The following is a 22,641-nucleotide window of genomic DNA, read 5'->3' on the forward strand; positions in this document are numbered from 1 at the left end:
TTTTCTGCAATGTAGAGCGAATTATGAATTCTTTATACCGTAAGCCGCTGCCCAACTCGGATCTGATTTACTACGATACCCAAGAGGCGGTGGATGCCATTGAGCCGGGGGCTTATGCCAAGCTTCCTTACACCTCTAAAGTTCTGGCTGAGAACCTTGTGCGTCGCTGCGAACCAGCGCAGTTAACCGCGAGCTTAGAGCAACTTATTTACCGTAAACGCGATTTGGATTTTCCTTGGTACCCAGCTCGGGTGGTGTGTCACGATATTTTGGGGCAAACCGCGCTGGTGGATTTAGCCGGTTTGCGTGACGCTATCGCCGCGAAAGGCGGCGATCCGGCTAAGGTTAACCCTGTGGTGCCAACCCAGCTGATCGTTGACCATTCACTGGCGGTGGAACATGCAGGGTTTGAAGAGGATGCCTTTGAGAAAAACCGCGCCATTGAAGACCGCCGCAACGAAGATCGCTTCCACTTTATTAACTGGACCAAAACAGCGTTCAAAAACGTCGATGTGATCCCACCGGGCAACGGCATTATGCACCAGATTAACCTGGAGAAGATGTCGCCGGTGATCCAAGCCCGTGATGGGGTTGCCTTTCCAGATACCCTAGTGGGCACCGATAGCCATACCCCGCATGTGGACGCGTTAGGCGTTATTGCCGTGGGCGTTGGCGGCCTAGAAGCCGAAAGCGTGATGCTCGGGCGAGCTTCTTATATGCGCTTGCCTGATATTGTTGGTGTGGAGCTAACCGGTAAGCCCCAACCGGGCATTACCGCAACCGATATTGTTCTGGCGCTAACCGAGTTTTTACGTCAGCAGCGTGTTGTTTCAAGCTACTTAGAGTTTTTCGGCGAGGGCGCAAGCCACCTTACTTTGGGCGATCGCGCCACTATTTCCAACATGACACCAGAATATGGTGCCACGGCGGCAATGTTCTATATCGATGAGCAAACCATTGATTACCTTAAACTCACCGGTCGTGATGACGAGCAGGTACAGTTAGTTGAGCAGTACGCGAAACACACAGGCCTGTGGGCAGATGCGATGACCCAAGCTCAGTATGAGCGGGTATTGCGTTTTGATTTAAGTGCCGTGGGTCGCAACTTAGCTGGGCCATCAAACCCTCATGCTCGCCTTGCGACCGCCGATTTGCAAGCACGAGGCATAGCCAAAGAAGTTGAGCAACAGCCTGGGTTAATGCCCGATGGAGCGGTGATCATTGCCGCCATCACTAGTTGTACCAATACCTCAAACCCACGTAATGTGATAGCCGCCGGCTTGTTGGCGCGTAATGCCAATAAACACGGCTTAATGCGTAAGCCTTGGGTGAAAACCTCACTGGCGCCGGGCTCTAAAGCGGTAAAACTCTATCTTGAAGAAGCCAATCTACTACCCGAGTTGGAGCAGTTAGGTTTTGGTGTGGTCGGTTTTGCCTGTACATCCTGTAACGGTATGAGTGGCGCACTCGACCCGCAAATTCAAAAAGAAGTGGTGGAGCGAGATCTGTACGCCACAGCGGTGCTCTCAGGGAATCGTAACTTTGATGGTCGTATTCATCCCTACGCTAAGCAAGCGTTTTTAGCATCACCGCCTTTGGTGGTCGCCTACGCCATTGCCGGTACCATTCGCTTTGATATTGAAAAGGATATTTTAGGTCACGATAGCGATGGCAATGCCATTACCTTAAAAGACCTATGGCCAAGCGATGAAGAAATCGATGCGGTGATTGCCAAAAGCGTCAAGCCGGAGCATTTCCGTCAGGTCTATGAGCCGATGTTCGATTTAAGTGTCGACTATGGCGAGAAAAACGACCCGCTCTATCAGTGGCGAGAAAAAAGCACCTACATTCGTCGTCCGCCTTACTGGGAAGGCGCGTTGGCAGCAGAGCGTACACTCACGGATCTGCGCCCTTTAGCGGTATTAGGGGATAACATCACCACCGATCACCTGTCGCCATCAAACGCCATCCTCGCCAGCAGTGCGGCAGGGGAATATTTAGCGTCGATGGGGGTGCCCGAGGAAGACTTTAACTCTTATGCCACGCACCGTGGTGACCACCTAACCGCTCAGCGGGCGACCTTTGCTAACCCAAGACTACGCAACGAAATGGCCGTGGTTGATGGGGAAGTGCAAGAGGGCTCACTGACGCGTTTAGAGCCGCAAGGCGAAGTCATGCGTATGTGGGAAGCAATAGAAACCTACATGCAGCGCAAACAGCCGCTGATTATCGTTGCCGGTGCTGATTATGGTCAGGGCTCATCACGAGACTGGGCCGCCAAAGGTGTACGCTTAGCGGGTGTGGAAGTGATCTTAGCCGAAGGCTTTGAGCGCATTCACCGTACCAACCTGATTGGTATGGGTGTGTTGCCGCTGGAGTTCAGTGCCGGTGAAAATCGCAAGACCTTGGCCCTTGATGGCAGCGAAACCTACAGTGTGGTGGGTGAGCCAGCACCGGGAGCCAGTCTTGAAGTGCGTATTACCCGTGCCAACGGCGACGAGCTCACTATCACCAGCAAATGCCGTCTCGATACCCAAGAAGAGCTGTCGATTTACAGCGCCGGCGGGGTATTGCAACGCTTTGCGAAGGACTTCCTCGAGGCCACCACCTAGCAAAAATAGGTGGGCTGCGGCCCACCTTGACTGAGGTAGATAAATGTTACAACAAATAAAAATACCGGCCACATACATGCGCGGCGGCACCAGCAAAGGGGTGTTTTTCGCACTCGATGACTTACCTGAGCCAGCGCAACAACCCGGACCTTATCGTGATGCCTTGTTGCTCCGTGTTATCGGCAGTCCCGACCCCTATGGTAAACACACCGATGGCATGGGTGGGGCGACATCCAGCACCAGTAAAACGGTGATCCTCTCAAAAAGCACGCAAGCCGAGCACGATGTTGACTATTTGTTTGGTCAAGTGGCCATAGATAAAGCATTCATCGATTGGAGCGGTAACTGTGGCAATTTAACCGCAGCGGTGGGCGCGTTTGCCATCAATAATGGCCTAGTCGATAACCACCGAATTCCTGAAAACGGCATTGCCGAGGTGCGTATTTGGCAGGCCAATATTGAAAAAACCATTATTGCCCATGTACCCATGCAAGACGGGTTAGTGCAAGAGCTGGGTGATTTTGAGCTCGATGGCGTTACTTTTCCTGCCGCAGAGGTCAAAATTGATTTTATCTCGCCGGTGGGCGAGGGCGCAGTGCTACCAACGGGGAATGTAGTCGATAGCCTAGCGGTGCCGGGCGAAGGAGAGCTTAAAGCCAGCTTTATCAATGCTGGGATCCCCACTATTTTCGTTAATGCCGAGGCGCTGGGGTATCGTGGTAATGAATTGCAAGAACACATTAATGGCGACCCTGAGGCGCTGGCTCGTTTTGAGCGTATCCGTGCCTATGGCGCCTTAAAAATGGGGCTTATCAAGGATATCGACGAGGCGCAAGCGCGTCAGCATACACCGAAAATTGCTATGGTCGCAGCGCCGAGCGATTATACCGCCTCCAGCGGTAAAGCAATCAATGGCGATGACATTGATGTGCAAGTACGCGCTTTATCGATGGGCAAATTACACCATGCGATGATGGGCACCGCCGCCGTAGCCATTGCTACTGCCGCCGCGATTCCCGGCACCTTAGTGAATATTGCCGCCGGTGGGCAAACGCGCAACGGCGTGACCTTCGGACACCCCTCAGGGACTTTGCAGGTGGGAGCGAAGGTGACGATGCAATCCCAAGATTGTGACGTGCACAGCGTCAGTATGAGCCGCAGCGCGCGACGACTGATGGCAGGCTGGGTTTACGTTCCTGAACCACAATCGTGACACTCAACTAAACCGAGCACCTTGAGGGTTGCTCGGTTTTTTTGTACCCAGAGCTGATCTCTGCTACCGTAACTGCCGTACTGAAAAACAGTCAATAAAGCTTTGCTATCAAGCGATTATGGCTAATTCTGTTGCTTTTTTGGGTTTTATTTAATAATCTTAATGATAGCTATTAACATTACGGAGAAAGGTATGTTTAAATCTCTCACTGCCATTGCGGCTTTGTTCTTTTCGTCAATGACCTTTGCCAATTGCGAATTTACCATTGAAGGTAACGACGCAATGCAATTCAATAAAAAATCAATGGAAGTCCCTAAAAGCTGTGAAACAGTTAAAGTCACGCTTAAGCACACAGGTAAGATCCCTAAGAAATCAATGGGTCATAACTGGGTGCTAACCACTAAAGGTGACATGCAGGCTGTAGCCAGTGCCGGTATGGGCGCGGGCTTAGATAACAACTACCTGCCTGCAGGTGATGAGCGCATTATTGCTGCTACCGACATCATTGGCGGCGGTGAGCAAACCACGGTGGAATTTTCTACCAAAGATATGAGTGCTGACGGCGAGTATATGTTTTTCTGCTCGTTCCCGGGTCACTCAGCGTTAATGAAAGGCACTTTTAAGCTTATCTAACGCCAAACAAGCCGAGCGTCCGCTCGGCTTTTCTATGTTTTCCCCACCTTTACCTTTCGCGCTTGTTATTTTGTGCAATATAAGCACTTGGCGCTTGTCCGTAGTACTGCTTAAAGCTGCGGCTGAAATGACTAATACTATTGAACCCACAGGCAAAGCAAGTTTCGGTGACGGCTTTAGAGCGCACTAGCATTAAACCTGCATGTTCTAAACGGCGCTTAAGAATGTAAGCATGGGGACTCATGCCCAAATGGCGGCGAAACTCACTAAAGAATTTACTGCGGCTCATACAGGCGAGGCGAGCAAGGGTATCCACATCGAGTGGGGCGGCAATATGCTGCTCAATGTGGCTTAAGACTTGATGAAGAGCGGTTGCCTGCGGGTCGTGTAAAGCGCAGCGCAATAACGCGTGATGATCTTGTTCGCGCAGTAGCCGCACAATCAGCTCGGTGGTTGCCAGCTCAATCAGTAAGGCTCTGTCGCTTTTATTTTCCGTAAATGCCCCGGCCAAGCGCTGGTAGATGGCCTCGGTGGTGGTGCTATGGGTAAGCTGCAGAGTCGCAGGTTGCTGATCCTGATAGCTGCACTGGGCGCTTAATGACATTTGCTCGGCTACATTGGCGATGCGCTCGGCGTCGACTTCAAGGGTCAGGCAACGGGTTGGACGCTCTAGGGTCGCTAATGGAAAGTCGATGTGCACCTGCTCATCGGCGGCGATAACAAAGCTTTGCCCTGGGGTGAAATCCCGCGCCTGCTGTAAGCTTTGGTGATGCATTACCTTTTTACCCTCGACCATGGCACAAAACATCAACTCATCGGTGCGAAAGGGGACTTGTTCACAGCGCTCAAAGGTTTCATACATGCACAATTGAATGCCAGGCGCATTCACGACACTGCGATGGTCAATAAGAGTGTGGACGCTGTCGAAAGCGCTGGGGTTGCCATATAACATGTTTAATTCCTTTGCTTTGTGCTTGCTCTAGCATGGCTAAAAAATGGACATTTAGTCAAGCGCTTTGGATGTAAAGACAACCGCTTCACGGGCAAAGTTGTGTAGTTTTGCAGTGATGCAACAACAAGGACAACAACGATGATATACGCAAATCCTAATACTCCCGGTGCGGTGGTTGATTTTAAGCCGCAATATGAGAACTACATTGGTGGTCAATGGGTAAGCCCGGTGCAAGGTCGGTATTTTGATAACACCACACCGGTGACTGGGGAGGTTATTTGTAAAATCCCGCAATCGTGTGCAAAAGACATTGAACTGGCCTTGGATGCGGCGCACCAAGCGCAGCAATCATGGGGCAAAACATCGGTGACAGAGCGCAGCAACTTATTGCTGGCGATTGCTCAGCGGGTGCAAGAGCACAGCGAGCAGCTGGCCGTTGCTGAAACCTGGGATAACGGTAAAGCGGTGCGCGAGACGCTGAATGCCGATATTCCCCTGGTGGCCGATCACTTTCGGTATTTCGCCGGCTGTATTCGCGCTCAAGAGGGCAGCATTGGTGATTTAGATGAGCACACCGTGGCCTACCATTTTTACGAGCCTTTAGGGGTGGTTGGGCAAATTATTCCCTGGAATTTTCCGTTGTTGATGGCGGCGTGGAAACTAGCACCGGCACTGGCGGCAGGGAACAGTGTGGTGCTCAAACCGGCGGAGCAAACCCCAGTATCCATTTTGAAATTTATCGAACTCATTGGCGATATTTTGCCTGCGGGGGTGCTTAATGTGGTCAATGGCTATGGCGCCGAAGCGGGTCAGGCATTGGCCAGCAGCACGCGCATTGCAAAAATTGCCTTTACTGGCTCGACCCCGGTGGGAGCGCATATTCTTAAGTGTGCCGCCGAGAATATCATTCCCTCCACGGTGGAATTAGGCGGTAAATCTCCCAATGTCTATTTTGCCGATGTATTGAATCAAAGTGATGAATTTATTGATAAGTGCGTTGAAGGCGCCGTGCTGGCCTTTTTCAATCAAGGAGAAGTGTGTACTTGTCCATCGCGGTTATTAGTACAAGAGAGTATGTACGACGAATTTATCGCCCGGGTAATTGCCCGCACCAAGCAAATTAAACGCGGTAATCCGCTCGATACCGACACCATGGTTGGCGCTCAAGCCTCCCAACAGCAATTCGATAAAATCATGAGTTACTTTAGCATCGGCAAGGAAGAAGGTGCCGAAGTGCTTATCGGCGGTGACGCCGAACGCTTCGACAATGAGCTTAATAATGGTTTTTATATTCAGCCGACTTTACTCAAAGGGCATAATCAAATGCGGGTGTTCCGCGAGGAAATCTTTGGTCCTGTGGTCAGTGTCACTACCTTTAAGGACGAACAAGAAGCGATTGCCATTGCCAACGATACCGAGTTTGGGTTGGGTGCAGGGCTTTGGACGCGGGATATGAATCGTGCCTATCGGGTTGGTCGAGCCATTGAGGCGGGTCGGGTGTGGACCAATTGTTATCATCATTATCCTGCCCATGCCGCGTTTGGCGGTTATAAAAAATCGGGCGTTGGCCGCGAAACGCATAAGATGATGCTTGAGCACTATCAGCAAACCAAAAACCTACTGGTTAGCTACAGTGATAATGCCTTAGGGTTTTTCTAACTCACCATCACCCATAACGTCTTGATATATTTCCTTGGCAAGACAACAAAAAAGGGCAGGTAACCCCTGCCCATAACTGACTCATAGTGCGCTATCAGTGCACCTTATTTGGTTTTGAGTAACCATTCGCTTAGTAGCCTGACCCCGTAGCCGGTGCCGCCTACATTCACTTCACCGTCAGCCTTGCTCGCTAACGCATTACCGGCAATATCGAGGTGAACCCAGCGAGTGTCTCCAGCAAAGTGTTGTAAGAATGAAGCCGCCGTGGTTGCTCCCGGGCCTCCTGAGCCGATGTTTTGAATATCAGCAATGTCTGACTTTAACTTGTCTTTATAGCCTAAAGGTAAGCGCCATACTTGCTCGTTCACCGCTTTGCCTGCTGCCGTTAATTCGCTGACTAATTGCTCGTCATCAGAGAAAATTGCGCTATAGCGATTGCCTACGGCGCGTACTTTTGAGCCAGTGAGTGTGGCTACATCCACCATAATCTGCGGCTTAAACTGGCTGCGCGCATACCACATGGCATCGCTGAGCACTAACCGGCCCTCGGCATCGGTATTGAGTACCTCGACACTTAAGCCTTCAGCGGTGCGCAGGATGTCTCCCGGCGCTATGGCGGTTTCAGACACCATGTTGGCGGCCATGCCCATTACGGCAACGACATTAACATCGGCTTTGCTCAGCGCCATGGCTTTCACGGTACCTAGCACCGCCGCAGCACCGGCCATGTCGGATTTCATCCGCGCGATTGAAGCGCCGGTTTTAATGCTATAGCCACCTGAATCAAAGGTAATGCCTTTACCAACCAAAGCAATCGGTGCGTCATCGCTACCTTGATAATGTGCGACAACCAGTCGAGCACCGTCTTTGCTACCTCGGCCAACGCCTTCCAACGCCCCCATGCCGAGGGCTTTGATCTGCTCAGGCCCCAATACCTCGACTTTAACACCGAGCTCGCGTAATTGCTGCGCTGCTTGTGCAAACTCTACAGGGGTTAAGGCGCTCGGCACCTCGGAGGTGAGATCGCGGGCTAAAAATACACCTTGCTCAATATGACTTAAGGCTTGATATGCCTGCTCAGCGCGCGCTTGATCAGCAACATCAAAGTGATAGCTTAGCGTCGTCTTTGCTGCATCGCTTTGTTTATAAGTGTCGAAGCTGTGGTCGCGTAGGTTAACGCCATGGGCAAATTGAGCCGCTAATTCGGTATTAGATAGCTGCCCATTGATAGTGGCAAAATCGATGTTTGCCGTCGTCACCTTCATGCCCTCAAGCAGGCCATGCACGTTGCCACCGAGTTTGGCGGTACGCGCTGCATCAAGCTCGTCCTGAGCGCCAAGGCCGACGACAACGACGCGTTCATAGTTTGAGTCTACAGGGGCTAGAAGCTGTACATGCTTATTATACTCGCCGTTAAACTGGGCGGTGTTAAGTGCTTTTTGTAATTGTTGTTGTGCTTGTGGTGATAATACTGAGGTATTGAGCGTTTGGTCTTGCTCTTGCAGCAACACCAAAGTGCCATTACTTGCTAATTCGTTCTGGAATTGGATATCGGCCCCATGGCTGCTGGCTGCAACCATGGCTAACGACAATGCACTGAGTTTAAGGTACGACATAGACTTTCCCTTTAATACGTTAAATCGCTGCCTTTTTACCTTATTTCAGTGCATTTGATAACAGTTTGTCGTTCAATCGCGGGTTTCTGCCGATTAACGCCCTGATTGTGAGCGGCGCTCATGCTTCTTGCGCTGCAACCAGCGTCGGCGCGCGAAACGGCGCATGTTAGCAATTTGGTCGGTTTCATCCAAAATAGCTTGGCCAATAATGGTTTCTATGATGTCTTCTAAGGTGATTAAACCTTGCCATGAGCCGTATTCATCATACACCAAGCACATGTGTTGCTGCTCCTCAATTAACTGGCTTAACAAGTGTTCCACGCTGATGTTATTGGCAACCACTTTAGCCTTACGCGCCAGCTCAATAGCGTATTCTTTGTCGCCGGTGGCAATTAAATCACTTTTAAATAACACCCCATGTGGGGCTTCATCGTCATCAAGCAGTGGGAAGCGAGAAAATTGGCTCTTGATTACTTTTTCACGCACCTCACTAAGATGGGCATCGGGTTTGAGCGTTTCACATACAATGCGCGGCGTCATAATATCGCGCACCTTGATGGTATGAAGGTCAAGAATGTTGGCGATAGCGCGGTGCTCACTGTCATCAATACTGTTTATTTCTGCTCCCAGTGATGCCAAGGCTTTTAACTCGACGCGCAAATCTTCCTCAGTGGCGCTGCCGCCAAGCAGTCGAGTGATTCTGTCTGATATCCAAATAAATGGTTTGAGTACCCATATTAAAAAGTTGAGCAGTGGAGGCATGGCCACCGCAATTTGCGGCCAGAACCGCGCACCGAGGGTTTTCGGGATGATCTCCGAGAGCAATAAAATAAGAATGGTCATCACCGCTGAGGCAATACCTAAGTAACCATTCCCAAACACCACGGTGACTTGCGCACCGACACCCGCAGCGCCGACGGTGTGGGCTACCGTGTTTAAGGTAAGAATGGCAGCCAAAGGTTGGTCGATGCGATCTTTTAAGCGCTTGAGTTGGGTGTAGCGCTGTGGATGTTCAAGCTTTTGCTTGGCGATAAAGCTGGGGGTAATGGATAGCAATGCTGCTTCAAGAACAGAACAAATAAACGACACGGCGATAGATAGCACCGCGAAAGCGATAAGTAATATCATGGTTGCTCTGGGCAATCCTTCTTAGTTAGTTGAAAAATGCTATACGCAAAGCATGTACATTGAGGTCAAAAACAATAGATCAAGCGCGACCTTATGACAATATGGCAATCAAAATAACGCGGGCTAAAACTTATGTTCAGCCCGCGTTTGGGACTAGCCTGCCAGCTTGGCTTGGGTGCTTTGAATAACCCAATATGCCCCGGTTATTACTGCAAGTGTGGGCAGCGCTAATTTGGCAAAATGAACCATCAGCGGCTGCTCAAGGTGTGTGAATACGCTTAGCAAACCATACAGTGTGATGAGCACTGCCAAGGCCAGGGCATTGCGTAAACCTTGGCTTCTAGTCATGTAGGTCACCAACATCCCCGTCAATATGCATGCGCTAGCGCCAATGGTTAAGGTCAGTGCAGTTAAGCTCATATCTCGGCTCGCTAAGCTTTGCGCCTGAGCCATATCCACTCCTTCGGGCAGCCAAACTTGGATTGCTACGGCACTGGCGATTGCGGTAACCAACAGATAAGCTAAAAAAGCCAGTATTACAGATTTTATTACTAATTTGTCGTTGAACATGGTGCTCTCCTTTTTGTTAATTTAATCAGTTAGCAAGGAGTGCAGGGCATGAACTTATAAGTCGAATTTAAACACTTGATTGCGCCAACCGCGATAACAAATAACCGCGATAGATACTAATAAAGAGATAGCAACGGTATCCTTAAGTAGGGTCATGGTCTGTTGGTCAATGCTGCCACTTTGAAAAGCGGAGTATATCCCCCAAAAACCAAAACAGTTTGCGACAATCACCGCCAGCAGCCCAATCAAGTATTTTACTCGCAGGTGTTGCGATGCAGGTAAAGGTCGAGAAGGTATAGGCTGTGATGGTGGCACAGGTGCCTGGGTATTGCGCGTTGTCGGTTGCACAGCCAGTAATTGCTGGCAATCTAAATCAAGGGCGGCAGCAATGCTTTTAATGGACTCCCCAGAGGCCACGCCTTTGGCTTCTATTCTTTGCACCGTGCGTAAGCTCAATCCGGCTATTTCGGCAAGCTGCTCTTGTGATAGGCAACGTTTATCTCGTTGGTTTTTAATTTCTGTAGTATTGACGTTCATTTTCATTGTTGTGGTCTCCTTGCTAACTGAGCCTTTAAATTAGCAAGTGAACCGCTCCTACTGTACGTTAGCGATGTGTTATCTACCCGACACTTTTACGAAACTCAAGCGCCAGCGCCTGTTATTATTGGCTTTTACAAGCGTTGCATGCAATTTAAACAAATGCAACTTGGTGGTAAGCATACGGGATGCTCGATCGTTTTTTCGGCTTTTTTCGTACTAAGCCACAGTTTTAGAATCACAATTAACGCGCAAATGAGTAAAGATAAAGCAGTTCCCACTTCCAAGTTTTCCCGGGCCTTACGGTTTGGTGCATTGGCTGGGCGAGTGGCCAGCAATGTTGCCTATGGCGGCTTAAAATCCATGGTCACGGGGCAAAATAAAAGCACCAAAGAGTTAGTGTTAAACAGTAAAAATATTGAGCAATTGGCGCAGCAGTTAGCACATTTGCGTGGTGCGGCGATGAAACTCGGTCAGTTATTGTCGATGGACGCCGGCGAGCTATTAAGCCCAGAGCTCAGTGCACTGTTGTCGCGGTTGCGTAATAAAGCCACACCCATGCCACATAAGCAGCTGACCCAAACCCTAAAGCAGCAATGGGGAGCTCATTGGCTAGACGGTTTGGCTAATTTTGAGCTGCGTCCTTTCGCTGCGGCATCCATCGGACAGGTACACCGTGCATACACTGATAGCGGCACAAAGTTAGCCGTGAAAGTGCAATACCCTGGGGTCGCCAAAAGCATTGAAAGCGATGTGGATAATGTCGTGAGGCTGCTTAAGCTCACTGGTTTACTGCCAAATGGGTTGGACATTGACGAGCTAATTGCCGAGGCGAAAGCTCAGCTGCTTAATGAAGCGGACTACACCTTAGAGGCGCATTACATGAGCCAGTACCAAGAAAAGCTGGGGCCAAGTTCACACTTTGTGGTGCCAAAAGCGCAGAGCGAGTTGTGCACTACGCAGATTTTAGCCATGGAATTCGTTGAGGGCGAGGCTATTGAGCAGGCGCTTAGCTGTACGCAAGAAGAGCGCAATCGTTTAGTGATACATCTACTTACCCTGTTTATGCATGAGCTCTTTGACTTTCGCTTAATGCAAACCGATCCCAACTTTGCTAATTACCTGTATCAGCGCGACACCGGTCGTATTGTACTGCTCGATTTTGGTGCGACCCGCGTCATTAGTGAGCCCATTAGCCGGGGATATTGGCAGCTTATTCAGGGCGCCATAACAGGCGAGCGCGGTGTCATGGCGCAAGCGGCCCGTGATATCGGTTATTTTAGTGATGATGTGGATAAGGCCTACGAGCATAACGTGCTCGATATTTTTGCTTTGGCCTGTGAACCGCTAACGGTAGGCGGTGAGTACGACTTTGCCAACAGTGACTTGGCTGCGAGAATCAAGCAAAAAGGCTTGGCAATGAGCAGTCGCGAACAGCAATGGCATAGCCCCCCGGTGGATGCACTGTTTATTCACCGCAAACTCGCTGGACTATTCTTAATTGCGGCCAAGTTGCAGGCGAAAGTCAACGTTAGCGATATTTTGGCTAACTTCAATGGTAAGACACGGTAGGCTTTAGCTGCGAATTTTGCTGTAATAGGGCCAAGGGAATGACATTATTGCAAGGAAGAACGAATGGGTTTTAAAGTAAATCATTACGCAGCAAAAACGATCAATCGCACTTTTAGTACCGATTGGGAAACACTCATCATAGAGTTGATCATCGGCGGCATCTGCGCCGTATTGGCGGTCGTTGGCTATCAAGCAAATTTACTACTGGTGTTTGGCCCTGCAGGGCTCATTAGCGCCATTTGCTTTTTGGGCATTACCTATAACCTATACCAGTATTGGCAGGATAAGCGCCACTCGGCGAAAGGTGATTAGAGAGGCCCTAGGCTCAAGATAATTCGACGTTAGACTGCCCAATGGTGAGCGAGTAGGTTTTCCAGAGCAAAAGTAACCATGAGCGATACGCCTAGCAAAAGAGCATTGGTCGTTGCTCGAACCAACCAAGGGGCGGCTGTATAGGAGAGTTTCTTGGGGGTTGATACTAATGCCAGTGCACCCATCAAGCCAAACCATGGAGTGAAAAACACAATTAGCTGCCATTTGATCAGGGAGACCGCTAAATCATGCAGCGCACCACTGAACAAAAACGTAATCCACACAGCTAACGCCTTAGGTAAGTAGATATTAAGAGGGCGCATAATATAACGCGACAAGTAATAGCCCCAGATGGGGTTCCAGTAGTGCCAAAAGGTCGCGAACGAGCCTGCTCCAAAGGCGCGATAAAGCATATTCCTCAATGAGTGCGTTGCCCCCATGGGCACGCCATTTGTTCTTTTTACATATTGACGAAGTGACAGCATAAAGGCCTTTATCATAGAAATGATGAACATAGCCACGTACAAAGCGGGCTTGTGTGAACTAACGTCAGCTCACAACCGATTAGATCAAACTTATCATCAGTGCTGCTATGTGCCAATTTTAACTATTGGTATAGTCAATTTTACGAGTTCGGCTATATACCTGCTATCTCCAGCTCAACACACATACCCAACGAATAGTCTGTTAGCCCTTAGACTAAGTGAAAACTGGTGAACAGGTACTGGGATTAGGCGGTTTATATTGTTTCTGGGCCCAGGATCCCATAAGGAATTTAGAATAACTGGCTGGTGGATGGTGTACTGTTAGGGAGCGAAGTAGTAGCTAGAATGTGATAGCAAAGAGCGCTTAGAGAAAAATAAAAGCAGTGTTTAACTACTGAATTACTACAGAAATTTCGAGATGAGTTATACAGGATATGCTAAAAAATTGATTCTAGGGGGAGAAGAATGGTCGGCATAGCAGGATTTGAACCTGCGACCCCTGACACCCCATGACAGTGCGCTACCAGGCTGCGCTATATGCCGACTTGGCTTGCAATAGTACGGAAATATTTTGTAAATGCAAGCGTCGGTTGTTTCGTTTGCTTATAAAATATTCATATTCGCCGATTTAATTGCAAAAAAGAAAAAAGCGCTAATTTTCAGCGCTTTTGTTGAGTTATTTTGGTGTCTCAGGGGCTACTTGGTCAGCCAGTTACTGATTTGTGTTTTCATAATATCCCGTAGGATCGGCTGCGCCTCAGCATTAGGGTGAATGTTATCGTTTTGCATTAATTCACCGTTGGTCGCCACTTGCTCTACAAAGAAGGGCATTAAGGTCACTTGCTTTTCCTTGGCCACATCAACAAAGCTTTGCTCGAACAACTCGGTATAACGGCGGCCATAATTGGGTGGAATACGAATTTGCATTAACGCTACTTCAGCACCGGCCTCTTGGCTTTTATCTATTAGTGCATGCAGGTTGGCTTTCATTTTAGTGACGGGAAAACCACGTAAGCCGTCGTTGCCGCCAAGCTCAATGAGCACATGGGTAGGGGTGTGCTCTTTAAGAATCGCATCAAGGCGGCGCAGGGCTCCCCCTGTGGTTTCACCGCTTATACTGGCATTAATCAGGGTAGTGGGCGTATTTTGTTGTTCGTACGTATCTTGTAACAATTGCACCCAGCCTTGGTGTTGTTTTAACCCATAGGCTGCGCTTAAGCTGTCACCTAGGACAAGTATCTGATTGTCAGCCCAAGCGAATAATGGTTTAGTGACAAGCAGTAAGACGATAAAAACACGTAGGATTGAAGCACTCATATGTCAGCGTTATCTCAATTAAATATTATTCAAGTCAAAGAATTAACTAAGTCCGTTAATACGCTTGACGGCGATTTAACGATCCTCAGCGACATTACCTTTAATGTCAAGCCGGGCGAGTCGGTGGCCATTGTTGGCGCCTCGGGCTCGGGCAAGTCCACATTGTTGAGCTTGTTAGCAGGGCTTGATGTGGCAAGCTCGGGAAGCATTACCTTAGATGGTGATCCCTTGGAGCAACTGGACGAAGAAGGGCGCGCGGCCTTGCGTGCGCAAAAAGTCGGATTTGTATTCCAATCCTTTATGCTGGTGCAAAGCCTCAGTGCACTTGAGAATGTGATGCTGCCAGCTGAGCTTGCTAACCAAAATGATGCTAAAGAGCAGGCGCTAGCGCTGTTGGAGAAGGTCGGTTTGAGTCATCGCGTTGAGCATTACCCTTCGCAGCTTTCGGGTGGTGAGCAGCAGCGAGTTGCTATCGCTCGTGCCTTTATTGGCACGCCGCAAATTCTGTTTGCTGATGAGCCTTCAGCAAACTTAGACAGTAAAAACGGTAAAATGATTGAAGAGCTGTTGTTTGAGCTTAACCAACAGCAAGGCACCACGCTGGTGCTGGTTACACATGATGAAGCACTGGCACAGCGATGCGACCGTATTTTGCACATCGAAGGCGGCAGTCTAACCGAGTTGAGTGAGCCGAAGGAGCAGGTAAATGTGGGCTAAATTGGCATTTAGACTGTTTTTGAGAGAGTTGCGCCGAGGCGAGCTCACGGTGATATGTGCAGCCATTGCGTTGGCAGTGATGACGGTGTTGACCTTGTCCTCGGTAACTGACCGTATTGGTCAAGCCATTTTGCAAAAATCCAACGCTTTTATCGCCGCCGATAGAGCGCTGGCCAGTAACCATGCGTTGCCAGATGAATACCGCCAGCAAGCACAGAAAATGGGCTTGAAAACGGCGCAGCTCACGTTTTTCGATACCATGCTCTTTGCCAATGACCGCATGCAACTGGCGGCAATAAAAGCAGCGTCATCGGCCTATCCTCTTAAAGGTGAGCTACTCATTAAAAGCGATTTTGACGCCCAAGAGCAAGTGGCCGAGGGCGGCCCCAAAGAGGGCAACGTTTGGCTCAATGAAACGGTGATGTATTCATTGGACCTGCAAGTGGGCGATGAGGTTGAGTTAGGTGCTGCCACCTTTACCGTTAGCCATATTTTGAGCGAAGAACCGGATGCGCCGTTCAATATTTTCTCTGGCAGTCGCCGGGTGTTGCTTAATGAAGCTGATATCGCCAAAACTGAGGTGATCCAACCGGGGAGTCGGGTGTTTTACCGTCAACTCTATGCTGGCGACGGTGACGATGTCGAAGCGTTCTATCAATGGCTAAAACCTCAACTGGCCGAGAACCAACGTTGGTATGGGGTGAAAGACAGGCAGTCGCCCATAGCTAATTCGCTAGAGCGGTCGGAGCGCTTTTTACTGTTGGCAGGCCTGTTGGGCATTATTCTCGCGGCAGTGGCCATTGCGGTATCAGCGAAGCGTTATTGCGAGCGCCAATACGACCCAGTGGCAATGATGAAAACTCTAGGCGGGGCTCGTGCACAAATACGCGCCATTTATCTGCTGCACTTGTCACTGGTGTGTGGTTTTTCACTGCTTATTGGCCTTGCTGTGGGATATTCGCTGCAGCACGTGGCCGCCGACTACATGGCTAAAAGCATGGATATTAGCCTTCCGCCAGCGTCGCTGCGCCCATGGTTAAGTGCGGTATTCATCGGGGTTGTGTGCGCGGTGATGTTCTCCATTAAACCGCTGCTCGATTTATTTGATATTCCGCCGTTACGGGTGTTGCGTCGAAACCTCGGTGATAGGTTGGTGGTGAGCAAAATCCACCTCGCGCTCTCGGCGTTAACGGTTTTTGGACTAATGTGGTTATTCAGCGGTAAAATCAAAATTACCCTGATCTTATTCGCCTCATCGGCCCTTGTTGTAGTGGTGCTGTTTGTCGCCTCAAAAGTGATTTTTGGCACAGGGCGAAAGCTCGGACTCAGCCCCGGTAACAGTTGGTCTTTAGCGCTGGCTTCAATTCAAAAGCGGGCTAATGCCAATGCCGTGCAATTAATTAGCTTTGCGCTGGCGATTAAGCTGCTACTGTTTCTCATTGTGCTTAAAAATGACATGATCAATGACTGGCAATCGCAATTACCAGCGGATGCGCCTAATGCGTTTCTTGTTAATATTAGCGAGCAAGAGAAGCAGCCCGTTGCCGATTATCTCGCGGCTAACAACATTGAGGTGTCGCGCTTTTACCCGACCATTCGTGGGCGCGTCAATGCCGTCAATGGCGAAAAAGTCGCGCGAGAAGTGTCATTAGAGGATAACGAGAAAAAAGATGAAGAAGCACGCTCCGGTGTGGGTCGTGAGCTGAACTTGACGTGGGTTCGCGATATGCCAAGCCATAACACCCTAACCAAAGGGCAGTGGTTTACAGAGCAAAGCCAAGGGGAAGTCTCCATTGAGCAGTCAATGGCTGAGAGGTTGGAGATTCAACTGGGCGATACCATCACCTTTTTAATTGGTTCGCAAAGCTTTGATGCTGAGGTTACCAGCTTTCGTGAAGTGAATTGGTCCACCTTAAAACCAAACTTCTTTATGATCCTAAGCCCAGACTTGCTCGCTGAATTTCCGGCAACCTATATTGCGGCAGCTCGCATTGATGAGGGCGAAAATAAAGCCTTTACTCAGCTATTGCGGCAGTATCCCACCATTACGGCTATCGATGTCGACAACTTTGTCGAACAAATTCGCTCAACCATCGAGCAGGTGTCGTTAGCCATTGGGTTTGTGCTGGCAATCGTGGTGGTCTGTGGTGCCTTGGTATTAATTTCGCAAGTCCAGGCGAGCTTGGGTGAGCGGATGCAAGAGGTTGTTATTTTACGCACCTTGGGAGCGCGCGGAAAGTTGATCCGAGGAGCCACCTTGTATGAATTCTTACTATTGGGATTAATAGCTGGCGTAGTCGCTGCCTTAGTGAGCGATGTGGCGCTATTCATTGTGCAGAGACAGTTATTTGAGCTACCTGGAAAGTTCCACCCTGATATATGGTTCATCGGGCCCGTAGCTGGAGCTTTGTTTGTGGCACTGTTGGGATACACTATGATAGCGCGAACACTCAATAAGAACACCAGTGGTTTGCTACGCAAACTGATTTAGACGAAAAGGCCGCTTTAACAAGCGGCTTTTTTAATTGCGGTTAAGGAGTTGAGCCAGGGCAGGTTTGAGTTCGGGGTGGCGAAAGCGAAAGCCCTCGTCTATTAGCCGCTGGGGTTGAACATTTTGTCCATAGAGCAATAAATCGGCCATTTCTCCCATCATCAGCCGTAATGCAAAGGCCGGCATGCGCACGATGGCGGGGCGGCGCAGTACTTCAGCGAGCGTTTTAGAGAACTCCTCATTATTGACGGGCTTAGGCGCGGTGGCGTTGATGGCGCCGCTAATATGATCGTATTTTATTAGGTACATAATTAGCTGCACCATGTCATCAAGGTGGATCCAGGACATGTATTGTTGGCCATTTCCTATGGGGCCACCGAGGCCAAAGCGAAATGCGGGGAGCATTTTTCCTAGGGCACCGCCTTGGGCACTTAGCACAATACCGGTACGCAGCAAGCACACACGGGTTTGTGCTTTGTTTGCGGCTGCCTCCCAGTCGCGACAAAGCTGATGGCTAAATTCATCATAGCAGTGGCTGAAGTCTTCGGTGATCTCCACATCTCCTTGGCGGCCGTAATAGCCAATGGCGCTGCCTGATATTAACGCCTTCGGTTTGTTGTCTGCGGCATTTATCTTCGCCACGATAGCGTCGGTGGTATTGAGTCGGGAGTCGTAGATACGCTTTTTTTGTTGCTCGCTCCAACGCTTATTAACGATGGGCTCACCGGCGAGATTGATCACGATATCGACATTATTAAAATCAACCTCATCCAAATTCTGGATGGCTTCAATACGATGACCCAACTTTATGTACGCCCGTGAGGGGGAGCGAGTGAGTACCGTAACCCTATGGTGGTTAAGTAAATGCTTGTAAAGTTCGCTACCTATGAGCCCTGTGGCTCCGGTGATCAAGATATGCATGGGTGCCATCGTGTTGCTAATTCACTTTGTTTCTAGTTTAGTTCAAATACTACGAAACTGGCGAATTTAAGATCATTTCCTATGGCCAATCAATGGTTTATTTTCAAACGTATCTCACCTAAACTAGCATCACTTGTCTGCTTTAAGGAAACGAACTGTGCCCAGCTTCACTGGAGCGAGTAAAAGCCTCCTAGTTATGGCCGCCTTGGTGGTGGTTTTGGCAGGGGTGAAAACCGCAAGCGCCTTGGTGGTGCCCTTTATTCTATCGGTATTCATTGCCATCATCTGCAACCCTTTGATTGATACTTTAGGTCGCTACCGAATTCCCAAAGGCGTGGCGGTGAGCATTGTTATATTGCTGGTGGTCGCCGTTCTTTTGAGTATTGGCGGCTTGGTAGGGCAGTCGGTGAATGATTTCTCGCAAAACCTGCCGCAGTATAAAGAGCAATTAAAGAAAGAGTTTGTTTGGGCGGTAAACACGTTAGCGCAATACAATATTTTCTTAAATAAAGAGCAACTGATCTCAATGTTTGACCCTGGGAAGATGGTTGATGTAGCCACCAACATGTTAACTGGGCTAGGCGGGGTGATGGCTAACCTGTTTTTAATCATCATTACCGTGGTGTTTATGTTATTTGAAGGCCCCAGTATTAGTCGCAAAATTCACTTAGCGTTAGATGACCCAGATATGAAAATGGCGCAAATCGACCGTTTTCTTGAGTCCATTAACTCGTATTTGGCGATTAAAACCTTAGTTAGCTTAGCGACAGGCTTTTTAGCGACCATGTTATTGTGGGCGCTGGACGTCGACTACTTTATTTTGTGGGGCGTGGTTGCCTTTATGTTTAACTACATCCCCAATATCGGCTCTATTATCGCCGCTGTGCCGCCGGTATTGCTGGCTTTGATCACGCAAAGCCCATTGACTGCGGCTTTTGTGGGCATGGGATACTTAGTCATCAATGCGGTGATGGGCAACGTGGTAGAGCCTAAATTTATGGGTCGGGGCTTAGGTTTGTCGACCTTAGTCGTGTTTTTATCGTTAATCTTTTGGGGCTGGTTATTGGGCACGGTGGGTATGCTGCTGTCTGTGCCTTTGACTATGGTGGTGAAAATAGCCCTAGAAGAGAGCGAAGAAGGGCGCTGGCTTGCCACCTTACTTGGCGCCGACGTAGACGACGCTAAGCAAAGTGACCAAGGCTAATCCAGTGGTACGCGATAACTGTCGATGCGCTGCTCAATAAGCCGTAACTCACAATGCTTATACGCCATCGCCGCAGCCGCAGCGTCGGGCATCACACGCAGATAACGCCACCGACAGCTGTCTTCAAGATAGCTGTCAAAGCTCTGCTGCGAGCGTAAATAAATATCCAATGGCTGAGTGATCCCCGATTGCTTAGCGAAGTTTTCGAGCTGCAGCTGACGCTTATTCTGCCACGCAGTCAAATCTCGGCGCAGAAGATCTAACTGGCGGTCAAGACATTGGATATAGTCACGACGACTATCGGGTGTTTCGCCTACCGGCGCGCATTGCGCAATTTCATTGGCATCAACAGTATTGAACAAGCAGGCGCCGAGGCCAATGGTTAACACAAAAAAGTGACGTTTCATAATGACGTTAGGTTATCTCTTGGTAATCAAACTCAAGCATAAAGCGAGCGCCGCCCAAGGGGCTGTCGTCGATGCTTAAAATACCATGATAGCCGTTTACGAGATCAGCGACAATGGCCATCCCCACACCGTGTCCGCTTTCATAGCTATCAAGGCGGGTACCACGTTGCAACAGCAACTCACGCTTCTCCTCAGGCACGCCAGGACCATCGTCTTCAATCATCAGTTTAAGACGCTTCTTACGTTGCTCGACCTTTAAACTCACCTGCGAGACACAGGCTTTACAGGCGTTATCAATGAGGTTGCCAAGCAGTTCCATTAAATCGGTTTTATCGCCCAAGAAAAAGTGTTTGTCGCTCACATCGACACTGAATTCGATGTCTTTATCACGATACACTTTACTCATGGCATTGAAGATAGAATCTGCTACCGGCTTAATATGTGTTTGTTTTTTCCATGTATCGGACGCACCCGTGGCTGCGCGCTTTAATTGGTGTTCGATCATCACATTGATGCGGTCCAACTGCTCTTGGGCATCGTCATCGCTGGCCATCGGGCTTGACTTAAGTACAGCCAAGGGGGTTTTCAGGGCGTGGGCAAGGTCACTTAAAGACGCGCGATAACGCTCTTTTTGCCGCTGTTGCGATTCCAACAATAGGTTCAAATCGGCTTTTATATTTTGCAGCTCAACGGGGTAGTTGCCTTTGATACGCGTGCCTTCGCCCGATTCAATGGCTTTTATCTCTTTATCTAAGCGGTGTAATGGACGAGAGTTCCAGATGAAGCCGATGATCATCAACACGGTGATCACCACACCCATAATTAACATCCAGTTTATTGATGTCTCCTTAAACCCTTCCATCAGCCTTAATAAACCATCGTTACTTTTAACTACAATGAAGCGGGCTTCAATGGTTTGGTCGAGATTCGCGAGGATCCCAGTGAGTGACAGTTGCCAGTATTTGCGACCATTGACGGTCACGAGGCGAAAATCCGCTTTACCGGTTTCGGTGATCACTAAGTCCGGTTTGTAATCAATATTTAAGGCGGACTCGCTTTGCCAGACTCGCTCGTTGCCATTATAAATCATGGCATAGGTGTCTGATGTGACGCGGTTCAGCTCGGGGGCAAGAATACTGCGTGGCATTTCTACACCACGTTCACTGTATTCAACTTCAGATATTAATGAGTATAAATGCGCTTCCAGGGTTTTTTCAGTGGCCTCCACTAATGAGGCACGATACGCGTTGCCAATCGAAGCAAATAAAATAGGCATGGCTACGATCAACAAAAAGACAAGGATAAATCCTTGTCTTATTTTCAGTGAAACTTGATTTCCTACCACTGGGTGCGCAGCCTGTATCCTCGCCCACGTAGGGTCTCAACGGGGTTCAGGGTGCCTTCTGGGTCCAGTTTCTTGCGCAGACGCAGAACAAATACTTCTATCACGTTAGAGTCGAGATCAAAGTCTTGGTCGTAAATGTGCTCGGTCAATTCCGATTTAGAAATCACTTTTTGTGGATTCACCATCAGATATTCCAACACTTTATATTCGTAAGCGGTTAGGTTGAGCTCGCGCTCTTCTACCCATACCTGCTGCGAGCGCGTATGAATACGGATTGGGCCGTTTTCAATTTCAGGGTTAGCCTGACCCGCACTGCGACGAATTAATGCGTTACAACGAGCGATTAACTCTTCCACATGAAAGGGCTTGGTAAGGTAATCGTCGGCACCGGCATCGAGGCCTTCGACCTTATCCTGCCAGCGATCGCGCGCAGTCAAAATTAAGATAGGGATGTCGACGCCATTTTTACGGGCTTGTCTGATAAGCTCAATACCATCAATTTTTGGTAAGCCTAAATCAACCACCGCCATATCCAGTGGGTATTCACAAATATGGAAAAGGCCCGCTTCTCCATCATTGCACAAATCAACGCTGTAGCGCTCTTTTTCTAGGGCACTACGCAGGTTATCTGCCAAATGTAAGTCGTCTTCAATTACTAGTATGCGCATTAATTATTTTCCTTCTCTACCTGCCCGGTGCGTTTTGAGACGCTGACGTCAACCACACGGCCCTTGGGCTTTAATATACGAACAACAAACTTTTCCCTTTGTTCAGATATCTTTAACACTTTACCGTTTTCGGCTTCTTTGGCAATTGCCACTGCCTGCTTTTTATCAATGTCTTTGGGGGGCGTTGAGCCTGCCTGGGCCACTGACGTGGCTAAAACAAAAGCAGTAAATATAGCGGCTATATATTTAAGCATGGTTCAAAGAACTCCCAATTGATCTTTC

Annotated in this window: 21 protein-coding genes and 1 tRNA gene; 9 read left to right on the forward strand and 13 right to left on the reverse strand. The window is 49.1% G+C overall.

The features are described 5' to 3' along the window. Positions 1-23 precede the first annotated feature (23 nt). From acnD to azu, 3 genes are all read left to right on the forward strand, one after another. On the forward strand, positions 24-2,612 hold the full coding sequence (gene acnD, locus EXT46_RS12375; protein ID WP_045978415.1) for a Fe/S-dependent 2-methylisocitrate dehydratase AcnD: 2,589 nt from the start codon (positions 24-26) through the stop codon (positions 2,610-2,612). 43 nt (positions 2,613-2,655) lie between these two features. Further along, a complete protein-coding gene (gene prpF / locus EXT46_RS12380; RefSeq protein WP_130147599.1) occupies positions 2,656-3,825 on the forward strand; it encodes a 2-methylaconitate cis-trans isomerase PrpF in 1,170 nt (389 codons plus the stop codon). Between the two features lie 192 nt (positions 3,826-4,017). Then, positions 4,018-4,458, forward strand: coding sequence for an azurin (gene azu, locus EXT46_RS12385; RefSeq protein ID WP_022943820.1), 441 nt, complete (start codon positions 4,018-4,020; stop codon positions 4,456-4,458). Between the two features lie 49 nt (positions 4,459-4,507). Here azu and EXT46_RS12390 read toward each other — a convergent pair whose 3' ends face one another. Continuing rightward, positions 4,508-5,410 carry an AraC family transcriptional regulator gene (locus EXT46_RS12390; RefSeq protein ID WP_130147601.1) on the reverse strand — a complete coding sequence of 301 codons (903 nt, stop codon included), beginning with the start codon at positions 5,408-5,410 and terminating at the stop codon, positions 4,508-4,510. A gap of 138 nt (positions 5,411-5,548) precedes the next feature. Here EXT46_RS12390 and EXT46_RS12395 point away from each other — a divergent pair, with 138 nt between their 5' ends. After that, on the forward strand, positions 5,549-7,069 hold the full coding sequence (locus EXT46_RS12395) for an aldehyde dehydrogenase family protein (RefSeq protein WP_045978412.1): 1,521 nt from the start codon (positions 5,549-5,551) through the stop codon (positions 7,067-7,069). A gap of 104 nt (positions 7,070-7,173) precedes the next feature. On the opposite strand, the gene EXT46_RS12400 is transcribed toward EXT46_RS12395, so the two are convergent. From EXT46_RS12400 to EXT46_RS12415, 4 genes are all read right to left on the reverse strand, one after another. Beyond that, complete coding sequence (locus EXT46_RS12400; RefSeq protein WP_045978411.1) at positions 7,174-8,685, reverse strand: leucyl aminopeptidase; 1,512 nt, start codon at positions 8,683-8,685, stop codon at positions 7,174-7,176. A 93-nt stretch (positions 8,686-8,778) separates the two neighbouring features. Continuing rightward, positions 8,779-9,813, reverse strand: a complete 1,035-nt coding sequence (locus EXT46_RS12405) for a CNNM domain-containing protein (RefSeq protein ID WP_022943816.1) — start codon at positions 9,811-9,813, stop codon at positions 8,779-8,781. 153 nt (positions 9,814-9,966) lie between these two features. Then, a complete protein-coding gene (locus EXT46_RS12410) occupies positions 9,967-10,383 on the reverse strand; it encodes a hypothetical protein (protein WP_130147603.1) in 417 nt (138 codons plus the stop codon). A gap of 54 nt (positions 10,384-10,437) precedes the next feature. Next, the gene (locus tag EXT46_RS12415; protein WP_130147605.1) at positions 10,438-10,926 is read right to left on the reverse strand and encodes a helix-turn-helix domain-containing protein; all 489 of its coding nucleotides are present in this window, start codon (positions 10,924-10,926) and stop codon (positions 10,438-10,440) included. Positions 10,927-11,175: 249 nt separating this feature from the next. On the opposite strand from EXT46_RS12415, the gene EXT46_RS12420 reads away from it, so the two are divergent. Further along, the gene (locus EXT46_RS12420; protein WP_130147607.1) at positions 11,176-12,492 is read left to right on the forward strand and encodes an AarF/ABC1/UbiB kinase family protein; all 1,317 of its coding nucleotides are present in this window, start codon (positions 11,176-11,178) and stop codon (positions 12,490-12,492) included. Positions 12,493-12,555: 63 nt separating this feature from the next. Beyond that, positions 12,556-12,804 carry a hypothetical protein gene (locus EXT46_RS12425; protein WP_045978406.1) on the forward strand — a complete coding sequence of 83 codons (249 nt, stop codon included), beginning with the start codon at positions 12,556-12,558 and terminating at the stop codon, positions 12,802-12,804. 29 nt (positions 12,805-12,833) lie between these two features. Here EXT46_RS12425 and EXT46_RS12430 read toward each other — a convergent pair whose 3' ends face one another. The 3 genes from EXT46_RS12430 to EXT46_RS12440 all read right to left on the reverse strand — a co-directional run bounded on the left by EXT46_RS12430 (position 12,834) and on the right by EXT46_RS12440 (position 14,606). Next, the gene (locus EXT46_RS12430; protein ID WP_346428466.1) at positions 12,834-13,319 is read right to left on the reverse strand and encodes an acyltransferase; all 486 of its coding nucleotides are present in this window, start codon (positions 13,317-13,319) and stop codon (positions 12,834-12,836) included. A 436-nt stretch (positions 13,320-13,755) separates the two neighbouring features. Next, positions 13,756-13,832 (reverse strand) — tRNA-Pro (locus EXT46_RS12435). Between the two features lie 153 nt (positions 13,833-13,985). Beyond that, positions 13,986-14,606, reverse strand: a complete 621-nt coding sequence (locus EXT46_RS12440) for an arylesterase (protein ID WP_130147609.1) — start codon at positions 14,604-14,606, stop codon at positions 13,986-13,988. On the opposite strand from EXT46_RS12440, the gene EXT46_RS12445 reads away from it, so the two are divergent. Next, positions 14,607-15,323, forward strand: coding sequence for an ABC transporter ATP-binding protein (locus EXT46_RS12445; protein ID WP_130147611.1), 717 nt, complete (start codon positions 14,607-14,609; stop codon positions 15,321-15,323). After that, positions 15,313-17,814, forward strand: a complete 2,502-nt coding sequence (locus tag EXT46_RS12450) for an FtsX-like permease family protein (RefSeq protein ID WP_130147613.1) — start codon at positions 15,313-15,315, stop codon at positions 17,812-17,814. Before EXT46_RS12445 ends, EXT46_RS12450 begins: the two co-directional genes overlap by 11 nt. Positions 17,815-17,844: 30 nt before the next feature. On the opposite strand, the gene EXT46_RS12455 is transcribed toward EXT46_RS12450, so the two are convergent. Next, a complete protein-coding gene (locus EXT46_RS12455; protein ID WP_130147866.1) occupies positions 17,845-18,735 on the reverse strand; it encodes a TIGR01777 family oxidoreductase in 891 nt (296 codons plus the stop codon). Positions 18,736-18,892: 157 nt separating this feature from the next. Between EXT46_RS12455 and EXT46_RS12460 the strand changes: the two genes are divergently transcribed. Continuing rightward, the gene (locus EXT46_RS12460; RefSeq protein ID WP_130147615.1) at positions 18,893-19,939 is read left to right on the forward strand and encodes an AI-2E family transporter; all 1,047 of its coding nucleotides are present in this window, start codon (positions 18,893-18,895) and stop codon (positions 19,937-19,939) included. Here EXT46_RS12460 and EXT46_RS12465 read toward each other — a convergent pair. From EXT46_RS12465 to EXT46_RS12480, 4 genes are read right to left on the reverse strand one after another with little or no spacing between them, the layout of a single operon-like run. Continuing rightward, complete coding sequence (locus EXT46_RS12465) at positions 19,936-20,346, reverse strand: lysozyme inhibitor LprI family protein (protein ID WP_052698121.1); 411 nt, start codon at positions 20,344-20,346, stop codon at positions 19,936-19,938. The two genes, EXT46_RS12460 and EXT46_RS12465, sit on opposite strands and share 4 nt — an antisense overlap. Positions 20,347-20,353: 7 nt before the next feature. Continuing rightward, positions 20,354-21,691: an ATP-binding protein gene (locus EXT46_RS12470; protein WP_026110951.1), complete on the reverse strand. Its 1,338-nt coding sequence runs from the start codon at positions 21,689-21,691 to the stop codon at positions 20,354-20,356. Then, positions 21,685-22,359 (reverse strand): response regulator transcription factor, encoded by a 675-nt coding sequence (locus tag EXT46_RS12475; RefSeq protein WP_022943803.1) that lies wholly within the window; start codon positions 22,357-22,359, stop codon positions 21,685-21,687. The genes EXT46_RS12470 and EXT46_RS12475 overlap by 7 nt, the downstream gene beginning before the upstream one ends. After that, on the reverse strand, positions 22,359-22,613 hold the full coding sequence (locus EXT46_RS12480) for a PepSY domain-containing protein (RefSeq protein WP_130147617.1): 255 nt from the start codon (positions 22,611-22,613) through the stop codon (positions 22,359-22,361). The genes EXT46_RS12475 and EXT46_RS12480 overlap by 1 nt, the downstream gene beginning before the upstream one ends. Positions 22,614-22,641 lie beyond the last annotated feature (28 nt).

Origin of the sequence: Pseudoalteromonas sp. CO325X, assembly GCF_004208955.1 — a bacterium.
Classification (GTDB): Bacteria; Pseudomonadota; Gammaproteobacteria; order Enterobacterales; family Alteromonadaceae; genus Pseudoalteromonas; species Pseudoalteromonas ruthenica.

Excerpts from the sequence above, each read along its gene's own strand:
- azu (WP_022943820.1), top strand. The coding sequence starts at position 4,018 with ATGTTTAAATCTCTCACTGCCATTGCGGCTTTGTTCTTTTCGTCAATG.
- EXT46_RS12425 (WP_045978406.1), top strand. The coding sequence starts at position 12,556 with ATGGGTTTTAAAGTAAATCATTACGCAGCAAAAACGATCAATCGCACT.
- EXT46_RS12410 (WP_130147603.1), bottom strand. The coding sequence starts at position 10,383 with ATGTTCAACGACAAATTAGTAATAAAATCTGTAATACTGGCTTTTTTA.
- EXT46_RS12445 (WP_130147611.1), top strand. The coding sequence starts at position 14,607 with ATGTCAGCGTTATCTCAATTAAATATTATTCAAGTCAAAGAATTAACT.
- EXT46_RS12475 (WP_022943803.1), bottom strand. The coding sequence starts at position 22,359 with ATGCGCATACTAGTAATTGAAGACGACTTACATTTGGCAGATAACCTG.
- EXT46_RS12390 (WP_130147601.1), bottom strand. The coding sequence starts at position 5,410 with ATGTTATATGGCAACCCCAGCGCTTTCGACAGCGTCCACACTCTTATT.
- EXT46_RS12440 (WP_130147609.1), bottom strand. The coding sequence starts at position 14,606 with ATGAGTGCTTCAATCCTACGTGTTTTTATCGTCTTACTGCTTGTCACT.
- EXT46_RS12480 (WP_130147617.1), bottom strand. The coding sequence starts at position 22,613 with ATGCTTAAATATATAGCCGCTATATTTACTGCTTTTGTTTTAGCCACG.
- prpF (WP_130147599.1), top strand. The coding sequence starts at position 2,656 with ATGTTACAACAAATAAAAATACCGGCCACATACATGCGCGGCGGCACC.
- acnD (WP_045978415.1), top strand. The coding sequence starts at position 24 with ATGAATTCTTTATACCGTAAGCCGCTGCCCAACTCGGATCTGATTTAC.
- EXT46_RS12430 (WP_346428466.1), bottom strand. The coding sequence starts at position 13,319 with ATGTTCATCATTTCTATGATAAAGGCCTTTATGCTGTCACTTCGTCAA.
- EXT46_RS12450 (WP_130147613.1), top strand. The coding sequence starts at position 15,313 with ATGTGGGCTAAATTGGCATTTAGACTGTTTTTGAGAGAGTTGCGCCGA.
- EXT46_RS12395 (WP_045978412.1), top strand. The coding sequence starts at position 5,549 with ATGATATACGCAAATCCTAATACTCCCGGTGCGGTGGTTGATTTTAAG.
- EXT46_RS12400 (WP_045978411.1), bottom strand. The coding sequence starts at position 8,685 with ATGTCGTACCTTAAACTCAGTGCATTGTCGTTAGCCATGGTTGCAGCC.
- EXT46_RS12420 (WP_130147607.1), top strand. The coding sequence starts at position 11,176 with ATGAGTAAAGATAAAGCAGTTCCCACTTCCAAGTTTTCCCGGGCCTTA.
- EXT46_RS12455 (WP_130147866.1), bottom strand. The coding sequence starts at position 18,735 with ATGCATATCTTGATCACCGGAGCCACAGGGCTCATAGGTAGCGAACTT.
- EXT46_RS12405 (WP_022943816.1), bottom strand. The coding sequence starts at position 9,813 with ATGATATTACTTATCGCTTTCGCGGTGCTATCTATCGCCGTGTCGTTT.
- EXT46_RS12465 (WP_052698121.1), bottom strand. The coding sequence starts at position 20,346 with ATGAAACGTCACTTTTTTGTGTTAACCATTGGCCTCGGCGCCTGCTTG.
- EXT46_RS12415 (WP_130147605.1), bottom strand. The coding sequence starts at position 10,926 with ATGAAAATGAACGTCAATACTACAGAAATTAAAAACCAACGAGATAAA.